This window comes from Allobosea sp. RAF48 (assembly GCF_052114025.1).
Lineage (GTDB): Bacteria > Pseudomonadota > Alphaproteobacteria > Rhizobiales > Beijerinckiaceae > Allobosea.
This window is the reverse complement of the sequence record NZ_JBFRDZ010000005.1, coordinates 170,804-195,428: the sequence shown is the minus strand read 5'-3', so window position 1 is coordinate 195,428 and position 24,625 is coordinate 170,804. Positions and strand designations below refer to the sequence as shown.

General features: G+C 66.1%; 24 protein-coding genes. 15 read left to right on the top strand and 9 right to left on the bottom strand.

The genetic code is table 11. The features are described 5' to 3' along the window. Nucleotides 1–64 precede the first annotated feature (64 nt). Both rpsR and rpsF read right to left on the bottom strand, forming a co-directional pair. Nucleotides 65–310 (bottom strand): 30S ribosomal protein S18, encoded by a 246-nt coding sequence (gene rpsR / locus AB4Z10_RS11795; protein WP_038367644.1) that lies wholly within the window; start codon nucleotides 308–310, stop codon nucleotides 65–67. 2 nt (nucleotides 311–312) lie between these two features. Continuing rightward, a complete protein-coding gene (gene rpsF, locus AB4Z10_RS11790) occupies nucleotides 313–744 on the bottom strand; it encodes a 30S ribosomal protein S6 (protein WP_441470591.1) in 432 nt (143 codons plus the stop codon). Between the two features lie 334 nt (nucleotides 745–1,078). Between rpsF and fabD the strand changes: the two genes are divergently transcribed. The 7 genes from fabD (at nucleotide 1,079) to gmk (ending at nucleotide 7,820) form a co-directional block, all read left to right on the top strand. Further along, nucleotides 1,079–2,023, top strand: a complete 945-nt coding sequence (fabD, locus tag AB4Z10_RS11785; protein ID WP_441470590.1) for an ACP S-malonyltransferase — start codon at nucleotides 1,079–1,081, stop codon at nucleotides 2,021–2,023. A 42-nt stretch (nucleotides 2,024–2,065) separates the two neighbouring features. After that, nucleotides 2,066–2,803: a 3-oxoacyl-[acyl-carrier-protein] reductase gene (gene fabG / locus AB4Z10_RS11780; protein WP_441470589.1), complete on the top strand. Its 738-nt coding sequence runs from the start codon at nucleotides 2,066–2,068 to the stop codon at nucleotides 2,801–2,803. 259 nt (nucleotides 2,804–3,062) lie between these two features. Continuing rightward, nucleotides 3,063–3,299 carry an acyl carrier protein gene (locus AB4Z10_RS11775; RefSeq protein ID WP_149128804.1) on the top strand — a complete coding sequence of 79 codons (237 nt, stop codon included), beginning with the start codon at nucleotides 3,063–3,065 and terminating at the stop codon, nucleotides 3,297–3,299. A gap of 55 nt (nucleotides 3,300–3,354) precedes the next feature. Beyond that, on the top strand, nucleotides 3,355–4,626 hold the full coding sequence (gene fabF, locus AB4Z10_RS11770) for a beta-ketoacyl-ACP synthase II (protein ID WP_441470746.1): 1,272 nt from the start codon (nucleotides 3,355–3,357) through the stop codon (nucleotides 4,624–4,626). 200 nt (nucleotides 4,627–4,826) lie between these two features. After that, a complete protein-coding gene (gene mltG, locus AB4Z10_RS11765; protein WP_441470588.1) occupies nucleotides 4,827–6,176 on the top strand; it encodes an endolytic transglycosylase MltG in 1,350 nt (449 codons plus the stop codon). A 108-nt stretch (nucleotides 6,177–6,284) separates the two neighbouring features. Then, entirely contained in the window at nucleotides 6,285–7,166 is an 882-nt protein-coding gene (locus tag AB4Z10_RS11760) for a YicC/YloC family endoribonuclease (protein WP_441470587.1), read from the top strand. Nucleotides 7,167–7,172: 6 nt separating this feature from the next. After that, complete coding sequence (gene gmk / locus AB4Z10_RS11755) at nucleotides 7,173–7,820, top strand: guanylate kinase (protein WP_441470586.1); 648 nt, start codon at nucleotides 7,173–7,175, stop codon at nucleotides 7,818–7,820. A gap of 94 nt (nucleotides 7,821–7,914) precedes the next feature. Here gmk and rsmA read toward each other — a convergent pair whose 3' ends face one another. Genes rsmA through lptF form a run of 5 tightly spaced genes read right to left on the bottom strand, consistent with a single transcriptional unit; the run spans nucleotide 7,915 to nucleotide 14,710 of the window. Continuing rightward, nucleotides 7,915–8,763: a 16S rRNA (adenine(1518)-N(6)/adenine(1519)-N(6))-dimethyltransferase RsmA gene (gene rsmA / locus AB4Z10_RS11750; protein ID WP_441470585.1), complete on the bottom strand. Its 849-nt coding sequence runs from the start codon at nucleotides 8,761–8,763 to the stop codon at nucleotides 7,915–7,917. After that, nucleotides 8,760–9,779: a 4-hydroxythreonine-4-phosphate dehydrogenase PdxA gene (gene pdxA, locus AB4Z10_RS11745; protein ID WP_441470584.1), complete on the bottom strand. Its 1,020-nt coding sequence runs from the start codon at nucleotides 9,777–9,779 to the stop codon at nucleotides 8,760–8,762. The genes rsmA and pdxA overlap by 4 nt, the downstream gene beginning before the upstream one ends. 53 nt (nucleotides 9,780–9,832) lie before the next feature. Then, nucleotides 9,833–12,376 carry an LPS-assembly protein LptD gene (locus AB4Z10_RS11740; protein ID WP_441470583.1) on the bottom strand — a complete coding sequence of 848 codons (2,544 nt, stop codon included), beginning with the start codon at nucleotides 12,374–12,376 and terminating at the stop codon, nucleotides 9,833–9,835. 49 nt (nucleotides 12,377–12,425) lie between these two features. Next, the gene (gene lptG / locus AB4Z10_RS11735) at nucleotides 12,426–13,517 is read right to left on the bottom strand and encodes an LPS export ABC transporter permease LptG (protein WP_441470582.1); all 1,092 of its coding nucleotides are present in this window, start codon (nucleotides 13,515–13,517) and stop codon (nucleotides 12,426–12,428) included. Continuing rightward, the gene (lptF, locus tag AB4Z10_RS11730) at nucleotides 13,517–14,710 is read right to left on the bottom strand and encodes an LPS export ABC transporter permease LptF (RefSeq protein ID WP_441470581.1); all 1,194 of its coding nucleotides are present in this window, start codon (nucleotides 14,708–14,710) and stop codon (nucleotides 13,517–13,519) included. The genes lptG and lptF overlap by 1 nt, the downstream gene beginning before the upstream one ends. 155 nt (nucleotides 14,711–14,865) lie before the next feature. On the opposite strand from lptF, the gene AB4Z10_RS11725 reads away from it, so the two are divergent. Genes AB4Z10_RS11725 through AB4Z10_RS11715 form a run of 3 tightly spaced genes read left to right on the top strand, consistent with a single transcriptional unit; the run spans nucleotide 14,866 to nucleotide 17,268 of the window. Beyond that, a complete protein-coding gene (locus AB4Z10_RS11725) occupies nucleotides 14,866–16,359 on the top strand; it encodes a leucyl aminopeptidase (protein ID WP_441470580.1) in 1,494 nt (497 codons plus the stop codon). Between the two features lie 49 nt (nucleotides 16,360–16,408). Then, nucleotides 16,409–16,861, top strand: a complete 453-nt coding sequence (locus AB4Z10_RS11720) for a DNA polymerase III subunit chi (protein WP_441470579.1) — start codon at nucleotides 16,409–16,411, stop codon at nucleotides 16,859–16,861. Further along, nucleotides 16,858–17,268, top strand: coding sequence for a hypothetical protein (locus AB4Z10_RS11715; protein ID WP_441470578.1), 411 nt, complete (start codon nucleotides 16,858–16,860; stop codon nucleotides 17,266–17,268). Before AB4Z10_RS11720 ends, AB4Z10_RS11715 begins: the two co-directional genes overlap by 4 nt. Nucleotides 17,269–17,443: 175 nt before the next feature. Here AB4Z10_RS11715 and AB4Z10_RS11710 read toward each other — a convergent pair whose 3' ends face one another. Together AB4Z10_RS11710 and AB4Z10_RS11705 are read right to left on the bottom strand one after the other, a co-directional pair. Beyond that, the gene (locus AB4Z10_RS11710) at nucleotides 17,444–18,130 is read right to left on the bottom strand and encodes a DUF2161 domain-containing phosphodiesterase (protein ID WP_441470577.1); all 687 of its coding nucleotides are present in this window, start codon (nucleotides 18,128–18,130) and stop codon (nucleotides 17,444–17,446) included. 158 nt (nucleotides 18,131–18,288) lie between these two features. Further along, nucleotides 18,289–20,163 carry an ABC-F family ATP-binding cassette domain-containing protein gene (locus tag AB4Z10_RS11705; RefSeq protein ID WP_441470576.1) on the bottom strand — a complete coding sequence of 625 codons (1,875 nt, stop codon included), beginning with the start codon at nucleotides 20,161–20,163 and terminating at the stop codon, nucleotides 18,289–18,291. A gap of 156 nt (nucleotides 20,164–20,319) precedes the next feature. Here AB4Z10_RS11705 and AB4Z10_RS11700 point away from each other — a divergent pair, with 156 nt between their 5' ends. The 5 genes from AB4Z10_RS11700 (at nucleotide 20,320) to AB4Z10_RS11680 (ending at nucleotide 24,584) form a co-directional block, all read left to right on the top strand. Then, nucleotides 20,320–20,442: a hypothetical protein gene (locus tag AB4Z10_RS11700; RefSeq protein ID WP_441470575.1), complete on the top strand. Its 123-nt coding sequence runs from the start codon at nucleotides 20,320–20,322 to the stop codon at nucleotides 20,440–20,442. A gap of 92 nt (nucleotides 20,443–20,534) precedes the next feature. Then, a complete protein-coding gene (gene coaD, locus AB4Z10_RS11695; RefSeq protein ID WP_441470574.1) occupies nucleotides 20,535–21,035 on the top strand; it encodes a pantetheine-phosphate adenylyltransferase in 501 nt (166 codons plus the stop codon). Nucleotides 21,036–21,222: 187 nt separating this feature from the next. Then, nucleotides 21,223–22,554 carry a proline--tRNA ligase gene (gene proS / locus AB4Z10_RS11690; protein WP_441470573.1) on the top strand — a complete coding sequence of 444 codons (1,332 nt, stop codon included), beginning with the start codon at nucleotides 21,223–21,225 and terminating at the stop codon, nucleotides 22,552–22,554. 43 nt (nucleotides 22,555–22,597) lie between these two features. Next, entirely contained in the window at nucleotides 22,598–23,890 is a 1,293-nt protein-coding gene (locus AB4Z10_RS11685; RefSeq protein WP_441470572.1) for a lipoprotein-releasing ABC transporter permease subunit, read from the top strand. A gap of 4 nt (nucleotides 23,891–23,894) precedes the next feature. Continuing rightward, the gene (locus AB4Z10_RS11680; protein ID WP_441470571.1) at nucleotides 23,895–24,584 is read left to right on the top strand and encodes an ABC transporter ATP-binding protein; all 690 of its coding nucleotides are present in this window, start codon (nucleotides 23,895–23,897) and stop codon (nucleotides 24,582–24,584) included. Nucleotides 24,585–24,625: the final 41 nt, after the last annotated feature.

Genomic DNA, 24,625 nt, shown 5'->3' with positions numbered 1-24,625 from the left:
GCGAGAACCGGAGGCGCGGGAGGCGCCTCCGGGAATTATCGGTATCCGGAACCGGGTGAACGGCTCAGCGGATGACGTAGGGCAGCAGGCCGAGGAAGCGGGCGCGCTTGATCGCCTGGGCGAGCTCGCGCTGCTTCTTGGCGGAGACCGCCGTGATGCGGGACGGAACGATCTTGCCGCGCTCGGAGATGTAGCGCGAGAGCAGACGCACGTCCTTGTAGTCGATCTTCGGGGCGCCTTCGCCCGAGAACGGGCAGGACTTGCGGCGGCGGAAGAAGGGGCGACGGGCGCCAGCGGATGCAGTCGACATTCTCAGGCCTCCGCTTCGACGGTTTCGGTCGCTTCGTCTTCACGACGCGGACGATCACGGCGCGGGCCGCGCTCGAAACGATCGCCGCCACGCTCCGGACGGTCCTCGCGGTCACGCTTCTGGAGCATGGCCGACGGGCCTTCCTCCAACTCGTCGACCTTGACGGTCATGAAGCGCAGGATGTCCTCGTTGATGCGCATCTGGCGCTCCATCTCCAGCACGGCGGCGGAGGGAGCCTCGATGTTCAGCAGCGTGTAGTGAGCCTTGCGGTTCTTCTTGATGCGATAGCCGAGGGACTTGACGCCCCAGTACTCGACCTTGCGGATGGCGCCGCCATTCGCTTCGATCACGCCCTTGAACTGCTCGACAAGAGCTTCGACCTGCTGCGCGCTGACATCCTGCCGCGCGAGCAGCACATGCTCGTACAATGCCATATGTGGCCTTCCTTGTTTCACCCTGCTTCGCTCGGCGCGGAGCCCTCCGAGCCCTGGATAAGGCCCGACAGGATTTCTTCGAAGGCGGAGACACGGGATGACGACTCCATCGGAGCCTGCGCAGACCGTAGCGGCCAAGCGCCATCCGTTCAGCCTCCGGCCGAACAAGCAGGAGGCGGTCGTTACAGCGTTCGGGGCGTCATGGCAATCGGAATCTGGCCCGAAGTGCCGGGCATATGCGGAAAACTTGGCCTCCGCGCTTGACTTGGCGGCGGAACCGATGTGACAGCCGCGTCATATAAGACCATTGGTGAAGACCGGGGCGTTTCACAGCATGACCACAGCGTTCATCTTTCCGGGCCAGGGCTCGCAGGCGGTCGGCATGGGCAAGAGCCTGGCCGAAAACTTTCCCGCCGCGAAGTCGGTCTTCGACGAGGTCGATGCGGCGCTGTCGCAGAAGCTATCGGCTGTGATGTGGGACGGCCCCTCTGAGGAATTGACCCTGACCGCCAATGCCCAGCCGGCGCTGATGGCCGTCAGCCTGGCGGTGGTGCGCGTGCTCGAGGCCGAGGCCGGGCTCGATCTGAAGCGCGACGCCGCTTTCGTTGCCGGCCATTCGCTCGGCGAGTATTCGGCGCTCGCCGCCGCCGGCACCTTCTCCATAGCGGACGCCGCCCGGCTGCTGCGCATCCGCGGCGATGCCATGCAGAAGGCGGTTCCGGTCGGGCAGGGCGCGATGGCAGCCCTTCTCGGTGCCGAGTTGGACCAGGCCCGCGCAATCGCGGCCGATGCCGCTCAGGGCGAAGTTTGCGAGGCAGCGAACGATAATGGCGGCGGCCAGGTCGTCCTGTCTGGCGCCAAGGCGGCAATCGAGCGGGCGATCGCGCTCGCGGGCGAGCGTGGTGTGAAGCGTGCCATGCTGCTGCCGGTCTCCGCTCCGTTCCATTGCGCCCTGATGCAGCCGGCTGCCGATGCGATGCGCGAGGCGTTGGTTAAGGTGTCGATGCAGGCCCCGGTCGTGCCGGTGATGGCCAATGTCGGCGCCGCGCCGCTCAGTGCTCCGGAAGCGATCCGGGATTCGCTGGTGGCGCAGGTCACCGGCACCGTGCGCTGGCGCGAATGCGTGCAGGCCATGGCTGCCGCGGGCGTCACCGATTTCGTCGAACTCGGCAGCGGCAAGGTGCTTGCCGGCCTGGTGAAGCGTATCGTCGCCGGCTCGTCGCCGGTGTCGATCGGTACGGCAGAGGATATTGCCGCCTACAAGGCCCGCGGCGCCTGACGGCGCGGGCAAGAACGGCAGAACGCCGAAAAGGGAGCGAACATGTTTGATCTGACCGGCCGCAAGGCCCTGGTCACCGGTGCCACCGGCGGCCTCGGCGGAGCCATCGCACGGACCCTCCATGCGCAGGGTGCGAGCGTCGCGATCTCCGGCACACGCGCCGAGGCGCTGGAGGCCCTGGCGGCCGAGCTCGGCGAGCGCGTCGTCGTGGCGCCTTGCAACCTCTCCGACAAGGATTCGGTCGAGGCGCTGGTGCCGACGGCCGAGGAGAAGCTGGGCGGGCTCGACATCCTCGTCAATAATGCCGGCATCACCCGCGACAACCTGTTCCTGCGCCTGAAGGACGAGGACTGGGACAGCGTTCTCGCCGTCAACCTGACGGCCGCCTTCCGCCTGTCGCGCGCGGCCGTGAAGTCGATGATGCGCAAGCGCTACGGCCGAATCGTCTCGATCGGCTCCGTCGTCGGCACTACGGGCAATCCGGGGCAGGGCAACTACGCTGCCGCCAAGGCCGGCCTGATCGGCATGTCGAAGGCGCTCGCTGCCGAGGTTGCGAGCCGGAATATCACGGTCAACGTGGTCGCTCCCGGCTTCATCGAGTCGCCGATGACGCAGGCTCTGAACGAGAAGCAGCGCGAGAGCATTCTCTCTGACGTGCCGATGGGCCGGCTGGGTGCGGGCGCGGACATTGCCGCCGCCGTCGCCTTCCTCGCCAGCACGGAGGCCGGCTACGTCACCGGCCAGACGCTTCATGTGAACGGCGGAATGGCAATGATCTAGGGGCGTTAGCGCCATTTCTAGATTGGTTTTGATAACGTTGCGGCGCTCTCGCCAGCCTTGAAAGGTTATGTTAACTAGCGCCGTCGCGCTGCTGGCGAGCGAGCCGAGGGGACTTGACGAAACCTCGGTTGTTGCGTTTGTGCAGGCTTCGAGCTTTCCGGGTCGCGGGCATCGTCACGATGGCGCGGCGGCTCGGAATGAAAGTCCATAACGCGCGTCGCGCTCTGCGATGCGTTTTCAGTTTCTAAGGAAGAGACTCATGAGCGATGTCGCCGAGCGCGTGAAGAAGATCGTGGTCGAGCACCTCGGCGTCGAGCCCGAGAAGGTTGTCGATGGCGCCAACTTCATCGAGGACCTGGGTGCGGACAGCCTCGACACCGTCGAGCTCGTGATGGCCTTCGAGGAAGAGTTCGGCGTCGAGATCCCGGACGATGCGGCCGAGACGATCGTGACGGTCGGCGATGCCGTGAAGTTCCTCTCGGCGAAGAGCGCGTGATCGGCCTCCCAGGCTGATCGACACAGAAGGCATCATGGCTTCTCGCAGTTTTCCGATGCGGCGCGTGGTCGTGACCGGGCTCGGCATGGTGACGCCGCTCGCTTGCGGCGTCGAGCCGACCTGGGCGCGTCTCCTGGCCGGTGCCAGCGGCGCCGGCCCCATCACCAGCTTCGACGCCAGCGACCTGCCGGCGCAGATTGCCTGCAGCATCCCGCGGGGTGACGGTAGCGACGGGACCTTCGACCCCGACGCCTGGATGGAGCCGAAGGAACAGCGCAAGGTCGACGAGTTCATCGTCTTTGCGATGGCCGCCGCCACGCAGGCGCTGCAGGACGCGGGCTGGAAGCCTGAAAGCTACGAGGACCAGATCCGGACCGGTGTCGCCATCGGCTCCGGCATCGGCGGGCTCGGAGGCATCTACGAGGCCTCCCTGCTGCTGAAGGAGCGCGGGCCGCGCCGGCTCTCGCCCTTCTTCATCCCCGGGCGCCTGATCAATCTCGCCGCCGGCTATGTCTCGATCGAGCACGGGCTCAAAGGTCCGAACCACGCGGCCGTGACGGCCTGCTCGACCGGTGCGCATGCCATCGGCGACGCCTCGCGCATGATCGCGCTGGGCGATGCGGATGTCATGGTTGCGGGCGGCGCCGAATCTGCCGTCAACCGCATCGGTATCGCCGGTTTCTGCGCCTGCCGGGCGCTGTCCACCGGTTTCAATGATACGCCCGAGAAGGCGTCGCGTCCCTACGACAAGGACCGCGACGGCTTCGTCATGGGCGAGGGCGCCGGCGTCGTCGTGCTCGAGGAACTCGAGCACGCGCTGGGCCGTGGCGCGAAGATCTATGCCGAGGTTGTCGGCTACGGCATGTCCGGCGACGCCTACCACATCACCTCGCCGGCCGAGGACGGCGATGGCGCCTATCGCTGCATGCAGGCCGCGCTCGGACGGGCCGGCATCGCGGCGGCTGATCTCGACTATATCAACGCCCATGGCACCTCGACGCCTCTCGGCGACGAAATCGAGCTGCGCGCCGTCGAGCGCCTGCTTGCCAACGCGCCGAAGCGGCCTTCGATGTCCTCGACCAAGTCGGCGACGGGCCATCTGCTCGGCGCGGCCGGAGCGATCGAGGCGATCTTTACCGTGCTGGCGATCCGCGATCAGATCGCGCCGCCGACCATCAATCTCGACAACCCCTCCGTCGAGACGGATATCGATCTCGTCCCGCATGTCGCGCGCAAGCGCGAGATCGATTACGCCCTGTCGAATTCGTTCGGATTCGGCGGCACCAACGCCTCGCTGGTCCTGCGGCGCTACCATCCCGATAGCTGATCTCAGCGGGTCAGCTCCGTTTTGCCATAATGTTGGGTAGAGTTTGGCGCCAGCGTTGGCGAACGCGTGATTCCGCGTTCACAGCCACGAGGAAACCGGTTCTAATATGGCGGTTTAAAGCCTGATGCGCCTGGGGCCAGAATCCCTCCGGCGCTCGGTCGTGCCGAGACAGTCTACTTCATCCTGCGAGCGTCTTGATCGTGAATGATACGCCCCGCGTCGCCCCGAAGAGTCCGAGCGAGGCCCTCAAGCCCGTAGCGCCCCCGGCGCCGCCGCCGAAGGTGCGCCGCCGTCGCCGCAGTCCCTTCCTGTCGATGCTGAGCGGTCTTTTCACGATCGCGCTAGTCGGCGCCGGCGTCGTCGGCGCAGGCATCGCCGTTGTCTCCAGCCAGAGCAAGTCGCCAGGTCCGCTTGCGGGTGACCGCGTCCTCATCATCCCGAAGGAAAGCGGGCTGACCGAGATCGCGGAGCTGCTGCAGCGCGAGGGGTTGATCGAGCACCCGCTGAGCTTCCGCATCGCGGCGATCGTCGGCGGCGATTGGCACAAGCTTCAGGCCGGCGAGTACCTGTTCAAGGCGCGCGTGAGCCCGAAGGAGATTCTCGACATCATCTCCAGCGGCAAGGTGGTCGAGCATTCGATCACCGTTCCGGAAGGGCTGACGAGCGAGCAGATCGTCGAGCGTCTGCGCAACAATGAGCTTTTGACCGGCGAGATCGCCCAGGCGCCAAAGGAAGGCTCGATCCTGCCGGACACATATCGGTTCCCGCGTGGCTTCTCGCGGCAGGCGATCATCGACCGCATGGCGCGCGATCAGCGCGTGATCCTTGCGCGAATCTGGGAGCGTCGCCCTGCCGACCTGCCGATCAAGACGCCGCAGGAACTCGTGATTCTCGCCTCGATCGTCGAGAAGGAGACCGGCCGCGCCGATGAGCGTCCGCGCGTTGCCGGCGTCTTCATCAACCGCCTGAACCAGAAGATGAAGCTGCAGTCCGATCCGACGATCGTCTACGGCCTCGTCGGCGGCAAGGGCACGCTCGGCCGGCCGATCCAGCGCAACGAGATCACGCAGGCGACGCCTTACAACACCTATGTCATCACCGGACTACCCCCGGGGCCGATCGCCAATCCCGGGCGCGCTGCGATGGAGGCCGTGGTCAATCATTCGCGGACGAAGGAACTCTACTTCGTCGCCGATGGCAGCGGCGGTCATGCCTTCGCCGAGACGCTCGATCAGCACAACCGCAATGTCGGTCGTTGGCGCCAGATCGAGACGACGCGCAGCCAGCAGCAGGGCGGAAAGCCCTCGGGCGACGTGGTCGACAAGATCGAACCTCCGGCAGGCCCCGACAACCGGACCGAAGCTCCGGCATCGACCCAGCCTGGCGCCGACAATGCCGGCCTGCCCGTGGCCCAGCCGGCGGGCGCCGGCGCTGTGGCCGGCACCCGCGCCCGCGCCTTCGACGCCTCCGAGGGCACGCCGCGCGATCCGCTGCTCAACAAGACGTTCGATCTGAACTCGCCCAAGCAGGTTCCGCAGCTCAAGCCCTGAGCTGCCCATTATCGCGCGGGTCATCCCCATTTTCCGATGTTCCGGCGCTTGCCGCGGCCGGAGCGCGCCACTACGGTCCCGCCGCATCACAACAGGAGCGGCAGGGCCATGGCCATCGAAAGCATGACGGGCTTCGCCCGCGCCGCGGGGACCGCCGGCATCCATGGCTGGGCGTGGGAGATCCGCAGCGTCAACGGGCGCGGGCTCGATCTGCGCGTCCGGGTACCGCCCGGCTTCGAGGCGCTCGCGGAAGCTGCGCGCAAGCATCTGGCCGGCGCGTTCGCCCGTGGCACGTTGCACGTCAATCTGGCCGTCACCAGCGACGCTGGCCCGCCGCGTCCGCGCATCAACGAGGCCGTTCTCGTTGCCTTGCTGCAGGCGGTCGAGCGGCTGCCGCCAGCGGCGGGGATCAACCCGCCATCCTATGACGGCTTGCTGGGCATTCGCGGGGTCGTCGAATTCGCCGACGAAGCGCAGGATATCCTGGGGGCCGTCGAGGCCCCGGCGCTCGCCGGCCTGGAGGCTGCGGCTCTCGCTCTGAGGGAGGCCCGTTCCGCCGAGGGGCGCGCTTTGGCGGCGATCCTTCTCGGCCACCTCGAAACCATCGCGCGGCTTGCCGGCGAAGCTGAGCAGCATCCGGCGCGCAGCAGCGAGGCCATCCGGGCGCGCATCGCCGCGCAGGTCGAGACCCTGCTCGGCGCCAATAGCGGCTTCGATCCGCAGCGCCTGCACCAGGAGGCGGCGCTGCTTGCAGTGCGCGCCGATATCCGCGAGGAGATCGACCGGCTGCAGGCCCATGTGGGCGCGCTGCGCGAACTCCTCGCCAAAGGCGGCCCGATCGGCCGCAAGCTCGATTTCCTCGCCCAGGAGTTCGGCCGCGAGGCCTCGACGCTCTGCGCCAAAGCCAATGATCCCGGCCTGTCGCGCATCGGCCTCGAACTGCGCACCGTGGTCGATCAGTTGCGCGAGCAAGTTCAGAACGTGGAGTGAGCCGTGATGGCCGAAACGACCCGTCCGGCCCGGCGCGGCCTGATGCTGATCCTGTCTTCGCCGTCAGGCGCCGGCAAGTCGACGCTGACGCGCAATCTCTGCCAGCGCGAAACCAATATCGACCTTTCCGTCTCGGTGACGACGCGGGAGCGCCGGCCCTCGGAGATCGATAGCGTGCATTACCGCTTCATCGACCGAGACACCTTCGAGGCGCTGCGCGACCATGACGATCTGCTCGAATGGGCCGAGGTCCACGGCAATTGCTACGGTACGCCACGCAAGCCGGTCGAGGCGGCGCTGGCGCGCGGGCGTGACGTGCTGTTCGACATCGATTGGCAGGGCACGATGCAGATCGTCGAGAAGGCGCGCGAGGATGTCGTGACGATCTTCATCCTGCCGCCCTCGATGGCGGAGTTGCGCTCGCGGCTGGTACGCCGCGCCGAGGACGCTCAGGAGGTCATCGCCAAGCGACTCGCAAACGCTCGTTCCGAGATCGCGCGCTGGGAGAAGTACGACTACGTCATCGTCAACGACGATTTGAACGACGCCTACGACTCGATCAAGGCCATCCTCACCGCCGAGCGGCTGAAGCGCAGCCGGGCGATCGGCCTTGCCGATTTCGTCGAGACACTGCTCGACGAGGCGATGCCCTGACGATCGTGGAGCCGGCGGATCGAGCCCGGCTTAAGCTATCGATAGAGAAGGCGTGATCCGCCCAGATTGCCTCGCAATCCGGGCCGCGCGTGCTCTAGAGCCGGGCACCGAGCGCGTTGGCCAGGGCAACGAAGCCGGAAACCGGGATTTCTTCGGCGCGCGCCGTCTCGGAGAGGCCGGCGGCGGCGATGATCGGCGCGGGATCCGACAGCACCGCCTTCAGGCTCTGCCGCAGCATCTTGCGCCGCTGTCCGAAGGCCGCGAGCGTGACCCGCTCGAGCAGGCGTCGGTCGCAGGGCTCCGGCCGCTCGCGCGGAACGAGCTGGACGATCGAGGAGGTGATCTTCGGTGGCGGCACGAAGGCGTTGCGCGGCACATCGAACAGGATCTTCGTCTCGCAGCGCCAGTTCGACAGCACGGCGAGCCGGCCGTAATCCGCGCGTTGTTCCGGCGTCGCGACGATCCGCTCGGCCACCTCGCGCTGGAACATCAGTGTCAATGAGCTCCACCAGGACGGCCAGGGCTCGAGGCTGAGCCAGCCGACCAGCAGCGGCGTACCGATATTGTAGGGCAGGTTGGCGACGATTTTCGCGTGCTCGCCCTTGAGATGGGGCGACAGATCGACGGCGAGCGCATCGCCGTCGATGACCTCCAACCGACCCGGATAGCGTGCCGCGATCTCGGCCAGCGCCGGCAGGCAGCGCCGGTCGCGCTCGATCGCGATCACCCGTCTCGCTCCGTTGGCGAGCAGAGCGCGCGTCAACCCGCCGGGGCCCGGTCCGATCTCCACCACGGTCTCGTCGTCGAGTGGCCCAGCCGCTCTTGCGATGCGGCCCGTCAGGTTGAGGTCGAACAGAAAATTCTGTCCGAGCGCCTTCTGCGCCATCAGGCCATGGCGCTCGACCACCTCGCGCAACGGCGGCAGATCGTCGATTTGACTCATGATGCGGTCACCTGCATCGGCCCTTCGGCCATGCGCGCGGCAAGCTTCAGCGCGGCACAGAGGCTGTCGGGCCGCGCGATGCCCTTGCCTGCGATGTCGAAGGCGGTGCCATGGTCGGGAGAAGTCCGAATGAAGGGCAGGCCGAGCGTGACGTTGACGCCTTCGTCAAAGGCGATCGTCTTGATCGGGATCAGCGCCTGATCGTGATACATCGCCAGGGCCACGTCGTATCCAGCCCGCGCCCGGGCGTGGAACATCGTGTCCGCCGGATAGGGACCGCGCGCATCGATGCCTTCCCCCTGAAGCGCGGCGATGGCGGGCGCGATGACCGCCATGTCCTCGCTCCCCATCGCGCCGTTCTCGCCGGCATGGGGGTTGAGGCCGCTGAAGGCGAGGCGCGGCGCGGCGATGCCGAAGCGGGCTTTCAGCTCCGCCGCGACGATACGTGCGGTGTCCACGATGAGCTCGGTCGTCAGGAGCTCTGCTACGCGGCGCAGCGGCTCATGTATCGTCACCGGCACGACCGCAAGCTCTTCGCACCAGAGCATCATCACCGGTCGTGGCTCGCTTCCGCCATCCGCTGAAAGATGGGCAAGGTATTCGGTATGGCCGGGATGCCGGAAACCGGCCTGATAGAGCACCGATTTGGCGATCGGGTTGGTCACCACAGCAGCGGCCTCGCCGGTCCGCACTGCGGCGACTGCCATGTCGATCGAAGCGATGGTGGCCGGCGCTGTCGCTGGGTTGGGCCGACCGGGTTCCGCCGTGGCGGTAGCCGTGAGCGCGATGACCGGCAAGGCTTCCGGAAAAGCTTCCCCGGCATCATCCCAGCCGCAGACGCGCACCGGGACATGCCAACCCAACCGCTTCGCCAATCCGGCGAGATCGTCGGGGCTGGCAACGCAGGCGAAGGCCGGCAGCTTGCGCTCCCGGCGCTCAAGCCAGGCCCGCAGGGCAAGCTCCGGCCCGATGCCTGCCGGATCGCCCTGTGTCAGCGCAAGCGGCAATGGCGGCAAGGCGGAACTCCGCGTCGAAGAGGAAACGGGCCGCCTCGGCGGCCCGGATATCGTCACTGACTGACGCCGTCAGCCGATGAGCTGTTGAGATTCTGCGAATAGGCGAGCTCGCCCAGTGTGCGCAGCTCGAGACGGAACATGACCGTGCGGGTATCCTTGGTCGCGCCCGACTGCCGGTCGGCATTGCTTTGCGAATAGCTGATGTCGAAAATCGTGCACTCGTCGGTATAGTTGACACCGAGCGAGGTCGAGGCAGTCTGGAACGGTCCCGTGTTGGGATAGACCGGTACAGCCGCGACCGACGGAGCCGCCAGATAGGCCGCATAGGCGTCGCGATAGCGCTCGCGGTCGTATTTGTACTTGTCGAGATCGAACAGCACGCCGGCCCGGAGACGCCAGTTGTCGGCAATGCGCAGCGAACCGTTGAGCGACAGGCCCTCACGCCGGCGCGAGATGCCGAGTTCGGGCTGCGGCTCGTAGCGACCATAGCCGACCGAGGCCGTGATCACGCTGTTCGCATAGGTCGCGGCGGCGTCGATCCGCTGCGCTTCGAAGGTCGTCGAATTCAGGCGCGCGGCCCCGGTCAGGAAGAAGCCCTTGAACGGCGAAAGCTGCGCACGGGTGACGATGTCAGAGCTGTTCGTGTCGAGGCCGGAGTTGAGGCCGGTATTGACGAGGTCGCCGCTGGCAAAGGAGTTGCGTCCACCGAGCTGGAAGGACTGGCCGACGAGGAGATTGGCGAAAGCCTCCTTGCCGAACCGGCCGGTATAGAGCGCGCCGACATTGGCGCGGGTGCCGCCCTCGACGCGGTCATAGCCTGAGAATTTGCCGCTCCATTCGAACAGGTTCGTGGCGTCGAAGACGAGGCTCTGAGCGTCCTCGTTGGCGAGACGCACGCTGTGCGTCTCGTTCGGCCGCGCCACGATCTGCGCGACCGGCTCGATGATATGGGTGCCCCAGTCGGTCTTGGCGACGAAGGGATAGCGGTACATGAGGCCGATGGCCGGCATCACCCGGCCGAAGACCTCGTCGGAGGTATCCGCGATCGTCGAGACGCGCGAGTTGATCACGCTGCTGGTGTCGGGGTTGACCGAGAAGATGTCCGCGCGAACCGAGGCGTAGGGCGTCCACATCTGTCCGAGCGGATCGATGAAGTTGCGCCGCCAGGAAACCTCGGCCGTCGCGCGCGAGACATTGCCGGCGAGGCCACGCACCAGGCAGGTGCTCTTCTGGTACACCGCACAGCCGTCATAGAGCGAATAGCTCGGCGTCGTGATCAGGTAGGTCTTCTGCTGCGGCAATTGCGTGAACGCGGCAGTGTCGCGATTCAGGCTGGTGACGTTGACAGTGAATTCCAGCTCGCCGCCGAGGAAGGACGGCTTGTGGACCCGCTTGTCGTAGTCCAGCACAGGCAGCACCATCGGCTGCTGCTTCTGCCAGTCCTGGTAGTTCAGCGGCTGGAAATAGTAGCCGCGCAGATCGAACCAGGCGGTTGCGCTCTGGCCGTTCAGATAGGCCGTCGAGATCGATTCCTGCAGATAGGTCGTGGTGCTGAAGGCCTCGTTCTTGATCCGGTAGTTCTTGTAGAACCAGCGGTCCGTCGACATCGCGGCGTTCCAGCCGAACGACCAGTTCTGATTGATGTAGAACTTGCCGTTCGTTTCGACCGAACCGCGGAACTCCTTGTCACGCGGGCCGAGCGGACTCGCGAGGAAGGCTTCCTGATCCTGCTGAAAGATGCCGGATGCGCGGATGGTATAGGAGCCGTTGACCAGACGATGCCGCCACTCCGCCTGCCCGAGTACGCCCTGGCGGGTGAGGAAGGTCGGGGTCAGCGTCAGGTCGTAGTTCGGCGCCAGATTGAGGAAATACGGCAGGCCGACACCGAAGCCGAGGGCGGAGGTGTTGATAAACTTCGGCGACAGGAAGCCGGATTTCCGCTTTACCGTCGAGTCCGGGCCCGACATGTACGGCATGTAGGCCATCGGGATGCCGGCGAATTCCAGCCGGGCGTCCTCGTAGTAAACCGTCTGCTCGGATTTCTTGTGGATGATCCTGGCCGCCCGAACCTGCCATAGCGGCGGCTTTTCGGGGTTGTCCTTGCAGGGCTCGCAGGCGGTGTAGATGCCCTTCTCGAAGATGAAAGTTTCGCCGTCGGTCCGCTCCGCGCGCGGAGCGGAAAAGCGCGTGCGGTCCGGGTTCACGACGCGCAGGGAATCGATGAAGCCGTCGCGGAAGTCATCGGTCAGGTTGAACCTGTCGCCGGTGATGACGGTGCCGTTGGTCTCGGTGATGCGGGCGTTGCCGATGGCGGTGACCCGCTTGTTGGCCTGGTCGTAGATGACGCGATCGGCCTCGATCGTCCGACCCTGATAGAGAATCTGAACGTCGCCGACGGCTGCGACCGTCTTCTTGTCGTTGTCGTAGACGAGCTCGCGCGCATCGACGACCATCCGGTCCTGCGGCTTGGCGGCGGCAGCGGCGGGCGCAGGCTTCGAGCCGGCCACCCGATTCTGGGCATAGGCCGGCCCGGCCAGCAGATAGGCCAGGCTGGAGGCGAGAGCGGTCGCCGCAGCAAAGTGCGCCACGCGGTTCACGCGCGAAACCATCCGTTAAACCCAAAATTAACCATAGGCACAGTACGATTCACCCGTCTTCCTGATGGAGGAGGGCAAGGGTGCCCAGCATCGTCCCCAATGCTGCGGGCAACCACGCCGCGACGATCGGATTGACGATTCCCGACGATCCGAGTTCCTCCGACAGCTGGGTCGCAACATAGAGCACGAACCCGGCCGCGACGCCACCTATCACCAACTTGGTCACACCACCAAAGCGGAAAAATCTTAAGGAAACGGATGCTGCCACCAGCACCATGGCGATGAGCAGCAGCGGGCGCGCCATAAGTGCCTGATATCGCAGCTCATAAGGCGTCGTGTCGAGGCCGGCTCGCTGTGTCCGATCGATGACCGTTGGCATGGACCAGAACCCCACCGCATCAGGCGGGGTGAAGCTCTGTCGCATCTGTTCCGGCTCCAGGGTCGTCGCGACCATGTAGCTCGCGAAATTCTGTGGCTCTTCCATGGCGGAGGTGATGCGCGCCTCGGTAAGTTCCCAGTGTCCCGGACGCAACACGGCCTGCTTCGCGTCGATGCGTTCCTTGAACGACCCGTCGTGGTTGAACACGAAGAACGCCACCTGAGACAAGCCGTCCTCGTCCGGCAGGGCGCCGGCCGCGCGGATAATGGCCTGTCCATCGACGCTGCGCTGCCTCAGCCAGACATCCTGGGCAGCGCCCGTCTTGCCGCTCGCGCGGACGAACAGCCGCGTTTCGAGCGCGGTGGCCTTGCGCTTCAGGTCAGCCGCGAGCGGGTTGTAGATCATGATCGACATCAGGCCGATCATCCCGGCGACGGCCGCTGCGGGTTGCAGGAACTGCCAGGCCGAAACGCCGACCGAGCGTGCGACCACCAGCTCCAGCTTACGACTCAGCGTCAGCAGCGCGAACATGCCGCCGAAGAGCGCGGCGAAGGGGAAGATCTGTTCGGCCACGGCTGGTGCCCGGAAGAGCGCGAGCTGCACGATCCGCGGGGTTGTCGCGATGGGGGAATCGCCAGCCCGGCGCATCAGCTCGACGAAATCGAGCGTGCCGATCAGGAAGAAGAAGGTGCCGAACACACTGAGGATCGCGCGGGCGAAGCGCTTTGTCAGATAGCGCCCGAAGGTCGAGAACAGGAGCATCAGGCGCGCCGGAAACGGGCCGCAATATTGGCGAGCGGCGTTGTCAGAGGGGCAGTGAGTCGCGCCAGAACGGGGCGCAGGCGTTCACCGTAGAAGATGACGGCGAGGGCCAGCGTGATGGCCGTGATCGGCAGGATGTAGAGCAGGGCGGCGGCGAAGGGCGAGCGGACGCTCGCCGTCCAGGCCGCATAGGCGGCAATGCGGGTCGCGCCGACGATCATGATCGCGGCCTGGATCGCCAGCGCACGTCCCTGGCGAGTAGTCCGCGCTTCGCCGATCGCCGCGAAGGCGATCAGCATGAAGGCGAAGGGGTAAAGCGGCGCCGACAGGCGATTGTGCAGCTCGGCCCGGAAGCGGCCTTCCTGAATCTTGTAGTAGCTCTCGTTCGGGTTCTGATTGATGAGCTGCCAGGTCGAGCGTTCGCGCGGCTTGTAGACCACCTTGTCGCCGTCGCCTTCCCCGGGGCCGCCGGTCGGATCGCCGGTCAGCGCCGAGAGATTGAGCGCGTAGCGCTCGAAGGAGATGATGGACGTCGTGGTGGTGTTCTTGGTCTCGCGCTGGATGGTCCCCTTCTCGAGCATCAAGAAGCTCTGGCCTTCCGCCTCGACCGTTCGTCCGCGCTCGGCGAGATAGATCGAAGGCTGCGCCGGGTCGCGACGATCCTGCATGAAGATGCCGACCAGCGAGTCGCCGGCCTTCTCGCGGTAGTGGAAGGTGACGCCGGAATCGAGCGAGACGAACTGCCCCTCCTTCACGACGTTGGCGACGAAGTCGGCGCGGATCAGCGTGATCAGATCGCGCAGCATGCGGAAGCTCGCGGGCATCACCGAGATCGTCATCCACGCCACAATGACCGCGGTGATGATGGTCAGGGCGAGGAAGGGCCGGACGATCCGGTGCGGTGCCACGCCGGCGGCGTTCATCACGATCAGCTCGGAATCGCCGTTGAGCTTGTTGAGCGTGTAGAGCGTCGACATGAACAAGGCGACTGGCGCGATGCCGGCGATCAGCGCGGGCAGCGACAGCAGCGTGACGGTCAGAAAGATCAGGACCGTCTGGCCCTTGCCGGTGATGAGGTCGACTTCGCGCAGGGCCTGCGTGACCCAGATGACCCCCGTGAGACCGAACAGCAGCACGATCGCCGCCCCCGCCGCGATCTTCAGGATGTATCGGTCAAGGCGGTTGAACAGCACGCATCACTTCCGGCAGTCGGGAATGGGAGATTCCCGAGGTGGTTCGTCGGACACCCCATATGGTATAGGCGCGTTCGCGGCGCAAACGGGAATCGTTTGCCGCCGGCCATCCCTGTGTCCTTCCCCGGCACTTGTCGCAAGATTGTGAGCGGATCATGTCCCAGCGCCTGAAGCTCGAGGTCAAAGCCCTGAATGCCGTCGAAGGGCAGGATCTCGTGATCCTGGTTTCGGATCGGCTCGTGTTGCCGTCCGCGGCCGAGAATGCGGCGGGGCGCGCTGCGCAGGCGCTGTTGACGCGGGCCGCCGCGGCCGAGCGCTACAAGGGCAAGGCCTATGCCGGCCTGACCTTGCCCGCTCCCGAGGGGGCGTCCTACGAGCGGCTGATCGTCGTCGGGATCGGCGACGCGGACAAGAATGACGATCTCGATTTCGTCAAGCTCGGTGGCGCCATCGCCGGCCGGCTCGGTGCGGGGCGCACGGCGGAAATCATCCTGGCGCTGCCGGCGGGAACGATCGCGGCCGAGCGTGGCGCCGAGCTGGCGCTGGGCCTGAAGCTGCGCAGCTATGCCTTCGACCGCTACAAGACGAAGAGCAAGGACAAGGATGACGCCGGGCCGATCGCGGTGACGCTGCGCTCGGATGATCCTGCCGGCCTGAAGAAGGCCCTGAAGGCGGCCGATGCCGTCGCCGCCGGCGTCGTGCTGGCGCGCGACCTCGTCAACGAGCCGCCGAACGTCCTCTACCCGGAAGAATTCGCTGACCGGGCCGCCAAGCTGAAGAAGCTCGATGTCGAGATCGAGATTCTCGACGAGAAGGATCTGAAGAAGATCGGCATGCGCGCCTTGCTCGGGGTGGGCCAGGGCTCGCGTCGCGAGAGCCGCGTCGCCATCATGCGCTGGAACGGCGCCGGCAAGGACGAGCAGCCCGTCGCCTTCGTCGGCAAGGGGGTTACCTTCGACACCGGCGGCATTTCGCTGAAGCCTGGTGCCGGCATGGAGGACATGAAGGGCGACATGGCCGGCGCTGCCTGCGTCGTCGGCCTGATGCACGCGCTTGCCGCCCGCAAGGCCGAGGTCAATGCGATCGGCGTCATCGGCCTCGTCGAGAACATGCCGGACGGCAACGCCCAGCGTCCGGGCGACATCGTCACCTCGCTCTCTGGCCAGACCATCGAGATCATCAACACCGACGCGGAGGGCCGCCTCGTCCTCGCCGATGTGCTCTGGTACACGCAGGAGCGCTTCAAGCCGCGCTTCATGATCAATCTGGCCACGCTGACCGGCGCGATCCTTGTGGCGCTGGCACAGGAGAATGCCGGCCTCTTCACCAACAGCGACGAGTTGGCGCAGCGTTTGACGGCCGCCGGCCTCGCGACCGGCGAGACGGTCTGGCGCATGCCCCTCGGCAAGGCCTACGACAAGATGATCGATTCGAAGTTCGCCGATATGAAGAATTCGGCCGGGCGCTATGCAGGCTCGATCACTGCTGCGCAGTTCCTGCAACGCCACGTCAATGACACGCCCTGGGCGCATCTGGACATCGCCGGCACCGGCATGGGCGCCAAGGACAGCGAGATCAACCGCTCCTGGGGCCCCGGCTGGGGCGTGCGCCTGCTCGACCGGCTGGTGGCCGACCACTACGAAAGCTAAAGTGATTTCTGCGGAACGAACGTCAGTGTTTTAGGAGAAAAGGGTTTCGATGGCCGAGATCCTGTTCTTCCATCTGCAGTCCCGCCCGCTGGAGCAGGTCCTGCCGACGATCCTCGACCGGGCGCTCTCGCGCGGCCAGAAGGTCGTCGTCGAGGTCTCGAGCCAGGAGCGGCTGAGCGTGATCGACGATCACCTCTGGACTTACGCCGACGAGAGCTTCCTGCCGCATGTCACGGCGATGGAGGCGGACGCCGCACAGAACCCGGTGGTGATCACCACGCAGGACCACAATCCGAACGCCGCGCAGGTACGGATTTGCGCCGACGGAGTTCGCATTCCCGACGCAATGCAAGACTACGAGCGCATCGTTCTGATATTCGATGGAGACGATCCCGAGGCGCTGACAGCGGCCCGCGAGGATTGGAAGAAAGCCCGGGCCTCCGGCCATGCCGCCAGCTATTGGCAGCAGGACGAGGCCGGTCGCTGGGAGAAGAAAGCGTGAGACTGCCGGTTGTGTTTCTCTGCGCCGCGACACTCGCGGGCTGCTCGGTCGACATGGGCGGTTTCGCCTTCCAGTCCGAAACCAAGGGCGGCGTGACCACGACGCGGACGAGCAGCGCCAGCGCCGGAATCTCGACGCAGGAGCCGGTGCTGACGCCTGAGGGCGATTGCAGCGTCGGCGCCTCGCTCGATCCCTCGACGCGCCCGCTGCCGAAGGAGATCGCGCCCGGCATCACCGAATGCGAGCTGGTGAAGCTCAAGGGCACGCGGCCGACCGACGTGCTGATCGGCGAAAGCGGCAAGGGCCAGCGCGAGGTCCAGGTGCTCTATGCCGAGCCGGGCGGGCGCGAGATCTACATGTTCACCGACAACCGCCTCAGCCGGATCGTCAAGCCGGGGCAGGGGTGAGCGGCACATATTTGCACGCCGGGCGGGAGCTTCGGCTGCCGCCGCGTTTTGACGTGTGCCGTCGCGCCGCGAGCTGAAAAAATACTCGCTGGCCCCGCTGTTGCTTTGGGTGCAGCGTTTTCCCGGTCTTCCACAGCTGATGTCGTGTGGCGGAACCCGAGGGGTGGTTCGGGGCTCAGGCGGATGTCTGGCTGCTCTCCCGATTCGCGGCGTGCTCGGGTAGCCAGGTCGCCAATGCACTGCGACCTGTCTCGGTCAGCGCGTAGACGCCGCGCTCGGAGCGTTCGAACCAGCCATAGACATTCCGGCGCAGGATCTTCTGGGCATCGGGGAACGATGGCTTGAGATCGCGCGGGCGTTGCGGCGCCGACGCCATCGCTGCGGCACAGGCGAGCGCCTGCTGGCGATACGCTGTCATGATGGGCTTGCGCGTGCCTCCGCCGGCGACGGGGTCACCCTGGCGCCGCTTGTGCTCCTCCACCAGTCTCGAGCGCCGACGGGGATCCTTCCGCGGCGTAGGCGCGGTCGGGGAGACCAGGATATCGACATGGCCGGATTTGGAGATGCCCAGCAAACCGAAGCCGAGGCGCCGGCAGAGGTTGCGATATCTCGGATCGCTTTCGCGGCCCTTGCCCTTGGTGGAAAGCTGAGCTGCCAGCCAGATTTCATCGCCGAGGCTCATTCGCTCCACGCCCTGCAGAATGAGCTCCAGATTGAACGTCAGCTTCAGCTCGCCGATGACCACGACGGCCGGATCATCATCCCGAAGCCCGACGAGATCGCAGTGTCCGATCTCTCCTTTGACGGAATAACCCAGGCCCTCGAGGAAGCGCTTGACGGGCAGATAAAGAGAGGTTTCCACGCGGCATCTCCGGACAACGCGTCGAGCATGCCCTCATAGTCGTTTCAGCCAAGCAAACGCCGTGCTGGGCAGGGCGCCGCGCCTCCACCGGCAGAACCTGCGAACTCGGCGGTCGAAGGGCGTTATCCCAGGTCCCCGACAGCGCTGCCCGCCGGGCCTTACGCGCTCTCCAGCTCCTCGCCGAGCAGCAGCCATTCCTCCTCGGCGGCCGTCAGCGCCTCCCCCAGCTCAGCGCGCTGGCGTGAGAGCTGCAGCGCCTTCTCAGGCTCGCGGGAGAAGGCTCCGTTGGCGAGCGCCGCGTCGACCTTCTCGATCAGCCCGGTCAGCTTGGCGATTCGCGCTTCCGCAAGGTTGAGCTTCTGCCTGAGCGGCCCGAGCGCGGCCCGCTTGGTCGCGGCCTCCTTGCGCTCGTCCGTCTTCGGCTTTGCGGCTCCCGCTTCGGGAGCGGGCTTGCCGCGCCGCTCGGCCTTGGCGGTGTCGAGCACGAAGGCGCGGTAGTCTTCCATGTCTCCATCGAAGTTCTTCACCGTGCCGTTCGCGACCAGCCAGAGCCGGTCGGCGCAGGCCTCGATCAGGAAGCGGTCGTGGCTGACGAGGATGACGGCGCCGGGGTAGTCGTTGATCGCCGTCATCAGCGCCGTGCGGCTGTCGATGTCGAGATGGTTCGTCGGCTCGTCGAGGATCAGCAGATGCGGGCCGTGGAAGGTGGCGAGCCCCAGCATCAAACGGGCTTTCTCGCCGCCCGAAAGCAGCTTCACCGGCGTATCCGCCTTGCTGGCGGGAAAGCCGATCTGCGCCGCCTTGGAGCGCAGCTTCGACTCCGGCGCATCCGGCATCAGGTCACGCAGATGGCCGACGGGCGTATCTTCGAGCCTCAGCTCGTCGAGCTGGTGCTGGGCGAAATAGGCGGTCTCCAGCTTGCTCGATTTCTTCATCTCGCCGGAGAGCGGGGCGAGCCTTCCGCCGATCAGCTTGCAGAAGGTCGATTTGCCGTTGCCGTTGGAGCCGAGCAGGGCGATCCGGTCGTCCGGGGCGAGGTTGAGCTTGAGCCGCGACAGCACCTTGCGCTCGCCATAGCCGGCGCTGGCGTCGTCCAGCACGATCATCGGCGGCGAGAGCGGTTTCTCCGGCCCGGGGAAGACGAAGGGCTGCACGTCGCGGTCGACGATCGCTGCGATGGTCTCCATCTTCTCCAGCCGCTTCACCCGCGACTGCGCCTGGCGCGCCTTGGTGGCCTTGGCCTTGAAGCGATCGACGAAGGCCTGGAGATGCTTGCGCTCGGCGTCCTGCTTCTCCTTCGCGCGGGCGAGCTGCATCTGCTTCTCGGCGCGCTGCTTCTCGAAAGAAGAATAGCCGCCGCGGTAGAGCGTGAGCTTGCCCTGGTCGAGATGCAGGATGTGGTCGACGCTGGTGTCGAGCAACTCGCGATCGTGGCTGATCACCAGCACGGTATGCGGGTAGCGCTCGAGATAATCGTAGAGCCAGAGCGTGCCTTCGAGGTCGAGATAGTTGGTCGGCTCGTCCAGCAAGAGGAGATCGGGCTCGGAGAAGAGCACGGCGGCGAGCGCGACGCGCATGCGCCAGCCGCCCGAGAAGTCGGAGCAGGGGCGCTGCTGCGCCTCCTCGTTGAAGCCGAGGCCGTGCAGCACCATCGCTGCGCGGGCCGGCGCGGAATGGGCGCCGATATCGGCGAGCCGTGTTCCGATCTCGGCGATGCGATGGGGGTCGGTCGCGGTCTCCGCTTCCTGCATCAGCGCGGTGCGTTCGGTGTCGGCGGCGAGCACGACCTCGATCAGCGATTCCGGGCCGCCCGGCGCCTCCTGCGCCACGCCGCCGATGCGCCGGCCCTTCGGCAGGCTGATGTTGCCGCTCTCGGTGCCGAGATCGCCGGTGATGATCTTGAAGAGGGTCGTCTTGCCGGTGCCGTTGCGGCCGACGAAGCCGACGCGCGCGCCGTCCGGAATGGCGGCGCCGGTGTGGTCGAGCAGCAGGCGCTCGCCAAGGCGATAGGTGATGTCGTTGATCGTCAGCATGGCCGTCGTTTAGGCGGTTTGCCTATGAAAACGCAATGCAAAGCCGGCATAACCAGCCTGTCGTCACCGTTTCGTCACAATCTCGCCTCGTCGCGGCCCGCTGGCGCCGTCACCCAACGGCAATGCAGTAACTTCCGATTCGCGAGGCAGTCTTCGATGCATGCCTACCCGTTTGATGTCGCGTCCCGCCACGTTTCTTCGCTAGCCTCCCTGATGATCTGCCTGTCGATCATCCTCGGCAGTGCCGCCGCGCTCACCGCAATCGTCCCGTTTTCCTGAGGTTGCATCGGCTTGCCTTGGGGCAGGCCGAGCCTGGCTGGGATCGGGGATGCGGCTTGTCGCGCTGTGGATGAGCCGCTAACGCTGGCATCATGGCACGCATCGCTTTCTACACCGGTTCTTTCGACCCCGTGACCAACGGCCATGCCGACGTGATCGCGGCTGCGGCCGGGCTTTGCGACAAGCTCGTCGTCGCGATCGGCGTCCATCCCGGCAAGACGCCGCTTCTCTCCGTCGAGCAACGCGCCGAGCTGGTGCGTACTGTCGCGACGCCGCTGCTTGCGGCGAAGGGGGCTGTGCTCGATGTCGTGACCTTCGATGATCTCGCGGTCGATGCGGCCCGCCGCGCGGGCGCCTCGATCATCATCCGCGGGCTGCGCGACGGCAGCGATCTCGACTACGAGATGCAGATGGCGGGCATGAACGGGACGATGGCGCCGGAGGTGCAGACCGTGTTCCTGCCGGCCTCGCCCGGTGTGCGCTACATCACTGCGACGCTGGTGCGCCAGATCGCAGCGATGGGCGGGGACGTCTCCCCCTTCGTGCCGGCGCCCGTGCTCTACGCGCTGAAGGCGCGCTTCGCTCGAAGCTGAACCTAAATCAGGCAGCGAAACGCGAAATAGATCGAGGCGAGAGACACACAACTTCGCCATCTTCCGCCGCTTTCTGCTGATTTTGGTTTGCATTTTGCCGAGAGCGATGGTGTCTCTCAGGTAAAGCGACTCGTTGCGTAGTTCCCCGGTGCGATCCCCCGCGCGCTGCCCTCCGACAGGTTTTCTGATGCGTCTTTCCCGCTATTTCCTGCCCCTTCTGCGCGATACGCCCAAGGAGGCGGAGATCGTCTCGCACCGGCTGATGCTGCGCGCCGGCATGATCCGCCAGCAGTCGGCGGGCATCTATGCCTGGCTGCCGCTCGGCCTGCGCGTGCTCGACAAGATCTGCAAGGTCGTGCGCGAGGAGCAGAACCGCTCCGGCGCCATCGAGATCCTGATGCCGACCATCCAGTCGGCCGATCTCTGGCGCGAGAGCGGGCGCTACGACGCCTATGGCAAGGAGATGCTGCGCATCAAGGATCGGCACGATCGCGACATGCTCTACGGCCCGACCAACGAGGAAATGGTCACCGAGATCGTCCGTGCCTACGTCAAGTCCTACAAGGACCTCCCGCTCAATCTCTACCACATCCAGTGGAAGTTCCGCGACGAGGTGCGCCCGCGCTTCGGCGTGATGCGCGGCCGCGAATTCCTGATGAAGGATGCCTATTCCTTCGATCTCGACAAGGAATCTGCGCGCCACGCCTATAACCGCATGTTCACCGCCTATCTGCGCACCTTTGCGCGGCTCGGCCTGAAGGCGATCCCGATGAAGGCCGATACCGGCCCGATCGGCGGCGATCTCTCTCACGAGTTCATCGTGCTCGCCTCGACCGGCGAGAGCGAGGTCTTCTGCCACAGCGACTACCTGAATTTCGAGACACCGGCCGCCGACACCGATTTCGACAGCGTCGCCGGCCTGCAGGGCGTCGTCGACAAGTGGACGAGCCTCTACGCCGCCACCGAGGAGATGCACGACAAGGCGGCCTTCGAGGCGGTCCCCGAGGACAAGCGCGTTTCGGCGCGCGGCATCGAGGTCGGCCACATCTTCTATTTCGGCACCAAGTATTCCGAGCCGATGGGCGCGGCTGTGGCCGGCCCGGACGGCCAGCCGGTACTGCTGCATGGCGGCTCCTACGGCATCGGCCCCAGCCGTCTCGTCGCGGCGCTGATCGAGGCCGGCCATGACGATGCCGGCATCGTCTGGCCCGACGAGATTGCGCCCTTCGACGTCTCCGTCATCAACCTCAAGGTGGGTGATGCCGCGACGGACGGCGCCAGCGAGCGGATCTACAAGCACCTGCTCGCCAAGGGCTACGACGCCCTGCTCGACGACACCGACGATCGGCCGGGCGCCAAGTTCGCCACCGCCGACCTGATCGGCGTACCCTGGCAGATCATCGTCGGGCCGAAGGGCCTGGCCGAGGGCAAGGTCGAGCTCAAGCGCCGCGCGGGCGGCGAGCGCGAGCTCGTCTCGCTGGAAGCTGCGCTCGACCGCTTCAAGGGCCGGGCGGCGTGACGGAGCGCCGCGCCAAAGGTCCTCGCATGGTCAGAGCCGCTTCATGAGCGCTGTCGCCGAGAATGCCGTCATTCCGACTGGAACGAAGCCTTTCGCCGGCTTCGAATGGCTGCTGGCCGGGCGCTATCTGCGCACGCGCCGGCGCGAGGGCTTCGTCTCGGTCATCGCCGGCTTCTCCTTCCTCGGCATCCTGCTCGGCGTCGCCACGCTGATCATCGTGATGTCGGTGATGAACGGCTTCCGCAAGGAGCTGCTGGAGAAGATCGTCGGCGTAAACGGGCATATCTTCGCCACGCCGATCGACCGGCCGCTCGACGATTACGACAGCGTCGCCCAGAAGCTCGCCAAGATCCATGGCGTCAAGCTCGCGATTCCGCTGGTCGAAGGGCAGGCTCTGGCCTCCTCGCAGACCGGCAACAATGGCGTGCTGGTCCGCGGCGTGCGCGAGGCTGACATCAAGGCGATTCCCTTCATCGGCGGCAACATCAAGTCCGGCACGCTCGACGGCTTCGACAGCGGGACGCCGGGCGTCGCCATCGGCCGGCGCCTCGCCAATGCGCTGGGCCTCCAGGTCGGCGATTCGATGACGCTGGTCTCGCCGCAGGGGGCCTCGACGCCTTTCGGCACGGCGCCGCGCATCAAGGCCTATCCGGTCAAGGCGATCTTCGAGATCGGCATGACCGAGTTCGACGGCACCTTCGTCTACATGCCGCTCGCCGAGAGCCAAGCCTATTTCAACCGCGACGGCGACGTGAACGTCATCGAGATCTTCGTCGACAATCCCGATCGGACGCAGACCGTGCGTGACGCGATCGAGGCCGATGCGCCGCGGCCGCTCGTCCTTTCGGACTGGCGCCAGCGCAATCGAAGCTTCTTCAACGCGCTCGAGGTCGAGCGGAACGTGATGTTCATCATCCTGACGCTGATCGTGCTTGTGGCGGCGCTGAACATCGTCTCCGGCCTGATCATGCTGGTGAAGGACAAGACCGCCGACATCGCCATCATGCGCACCATGGGGGCCACGCGGGGCACGGTGCTGCGCGTCTTCCTGATCACCGGAGCGGCGATCGGCGTCATCGGCACGGTCGCCGGCCTCATCCTCGGTGTGCTCTTCGCCAACAACATCAAGTCTATCATGGCGGCGCTGAACTGGATCACCGGGGCCAATCTCTGGGACCCGACCGTGCGCTTCCTGAGCGACATCCCCTCCGTAATCGACTGGCGGGAGGTGGTGAGCGTCGTGCTGATGGCGCTGACGCTGTCGCTGCTGGCGACGCTCTATCCGGCCTGGAAGGCCGCCCGGCTCGACCCGGTCGAAGCGCTGAGGATGGGCTAAGCAGATGGCGCAGGAGATGCCCGCGCTCTTCCTCTCGCAGGTCGAACGCTTCTATCCGCAAAGCGATGCGCCGCTCGAAGTGCTGCGCCGGGCCGATTTCGCGCTCTGGCCGGGCGAGGTCGTCGCGCTGGTCGCGCCCAGCGGCACCGGCAAGTCGACCCTGCTCCATGTCGCCGGACTGCTGGAGAAGCCGGATGCCGGCGAGGTCTTCGTCGGCGGGCTAGCCACGACCAAGCTCGACGATGCCGGGCGCACGCGCCTGCGCCGCACCGAGATCGGCTTCGTCTATCAGTTCCACCATCTGCTGCCTGAGTTCACGGCGCTGGAGAACGTGGTTCTGCCGCAGCGCATCCGGGGCCTGCCGCGCGATGTGTCGGAGGAACGGGCATCGGAGCTGCTGACCTTCCTGGGCCTCGGCGAGCGGCTGGATCATCTGCCGGGCGAATTGTCCGGCGGCGAGCAGCAACGTGTCGCCATCGGCCGCGCTGTCGCCAACGGGCCACGTTTGCTGCTGGCCGACGAGCCGACCGGCAATCTCGACCCGCATACCTCGCAGCACGTGTTCGGCACGCTGATGGCGCTCGCGCGGGCGTCGGGGCTCGCGGCGCTGATCGCGACGCACAACCTGCAGCTCGCAGGCCAGATGGACCGGCAGGTGACGATCCGCGACGGGCTCGTCGTGGCGCTGGATTGAGGGTGCTGGCCGCCATTCTCGGACAGAGCGCTGCGCCGGTC

What these genes read in the sequence shown, in the direction of transcription:
- fabF (WP_441470746.1), top strand. Translation starts at nt 3,355, where the DNA reads ATGCGGCGCGTGGTCGTGACCGGGCTCGGCATGGTGACGCCGCTCGCT.
- AB4Z10_RS11705 (WP_441470576.1), bottom strand. Translation starts at nt 20,163, where the DNA reads ATGCTGACGATCAACGACATCACCTATCGCCTTGGCGAGCGCCTGCTG.
- proS (WP_441470573.1), top strand. Translation starts at nt 21,223, where the DNA reads ATGCGTCTTTCCCGCTATTTCCTGCCCCTTCTGCGCGATACGCCCAAG.
- rpsR (WP_038367644.1), bottom strand. Translation starts at nt 310, where the DNA reads ATGTCGACTGCATCCGCTGGCGCCCGTCGCCCCTTCTTCCGCCGCCGC.
- fabD (WP_441470590.1), top strand. Translation starts at nt 1,079, where the DNA reads ATGACCACAGCGTTCATCTTTCCGGGCCAGGGCTCGCAGGCGGTCGGC.
- AB4Z10_RS11760 (WP_441470587.1), top strand. Translation starts at nt 6,285, where the DNA reads ATGGCCATCGAAAGCATGACGGGCTTCGCCCGCGCCGCGGGGACCGCC.
- lptG (WP_441470582.1), bottom strand. Translation starts at nt 13,517, where the DNA reads ATGCTCCTGTTCTCGACCTTCGGGCGCTATCTGACAAAGCGCTTCGCC.
- fabG (WP_441470589.1), top strand. Translation starts at nt 2,066, where the DNA reads ATGTTTGATCTGACCGGCCGCAAGGCCCTGGTCACCGGTGCCACCGGC.
- rpsF (WP_441470591.1), bottom strand. Translation starts at nt 744, where the DNA reads ATGGCATTGTACGAGCATGTGCTGCTCGCGCGGCAGGATGTCAGCGCG.
- gmk (WP_441470586.1), top strand. Translation starts at nt 7,173, where the DNA reads ATGGCCGAAACGACCCGTCCGGCCCGGCGCGGCCTGATGCTGATCCTG.
- coaD (WP_441470574.1), top strand. Translation starts at nt 20,535, where the DNA reads ATGGCACGCATCGCTTTCTACACCGGTTCTTTCGACCCCGTGACCAAC.
- rsmA (WP_441470585.1), bottom strand. Translation starts at nt 8,763, where the DNA reads ATGAGTCAAATCGACGATCTGCCGCCGTTGCGCGAGGTGGTCGAGCGC.
- AB4Z10_RS11680 (WP_441470571.1), top strand. Translation starts at nt 23,895, where the DNA reads ATGGCGCAGGAGATGCCCGCGCTCTTCCTCTCGCAGGTCGAACGCTTC.
- AB4Z10_RS11700 (WP_441470575.1), top strand. Translation starts at nt 20,320, where the DNA reads ATGCATGCCTACCCGTTTGATGTCGCGTCCCGCCACGTTTCTTCGCTA.
- AB4Z10_RS11685 (WP_441470572.1), top strand. Translation starts at nt 22,598, where the DNA reads ATGAGCGCTGTCGCCGAGAATGCCGTCATTCCGACTGGAACGAAGCCT.
- AB4Z10_RS11775 (WP_149128804.1), top strand. Translation starts at nt 3,063, where the DNA reads ATGAGCGATGTCGCCGAGCGCGTGAAGAAGATCGTGGTCGAGCACCTC.
- AB4Z10_RS11725 (WP_441470580.1), top strand. Translation starts at nt 14,866, where the DNA reads ATGTCCCAGCGCCTGAAGCTCGAGGTCAAAGCCCTGAATGCCGTCGAA.
- AB4Z10_RS11720 (WP_441470579.1), top strand. Translation starts at nt 16,409, where the DNA reads ATGGCCGAGATCCTGTTCTTCCATCTGCAGTCCCGCCCGCTGGAGCAG.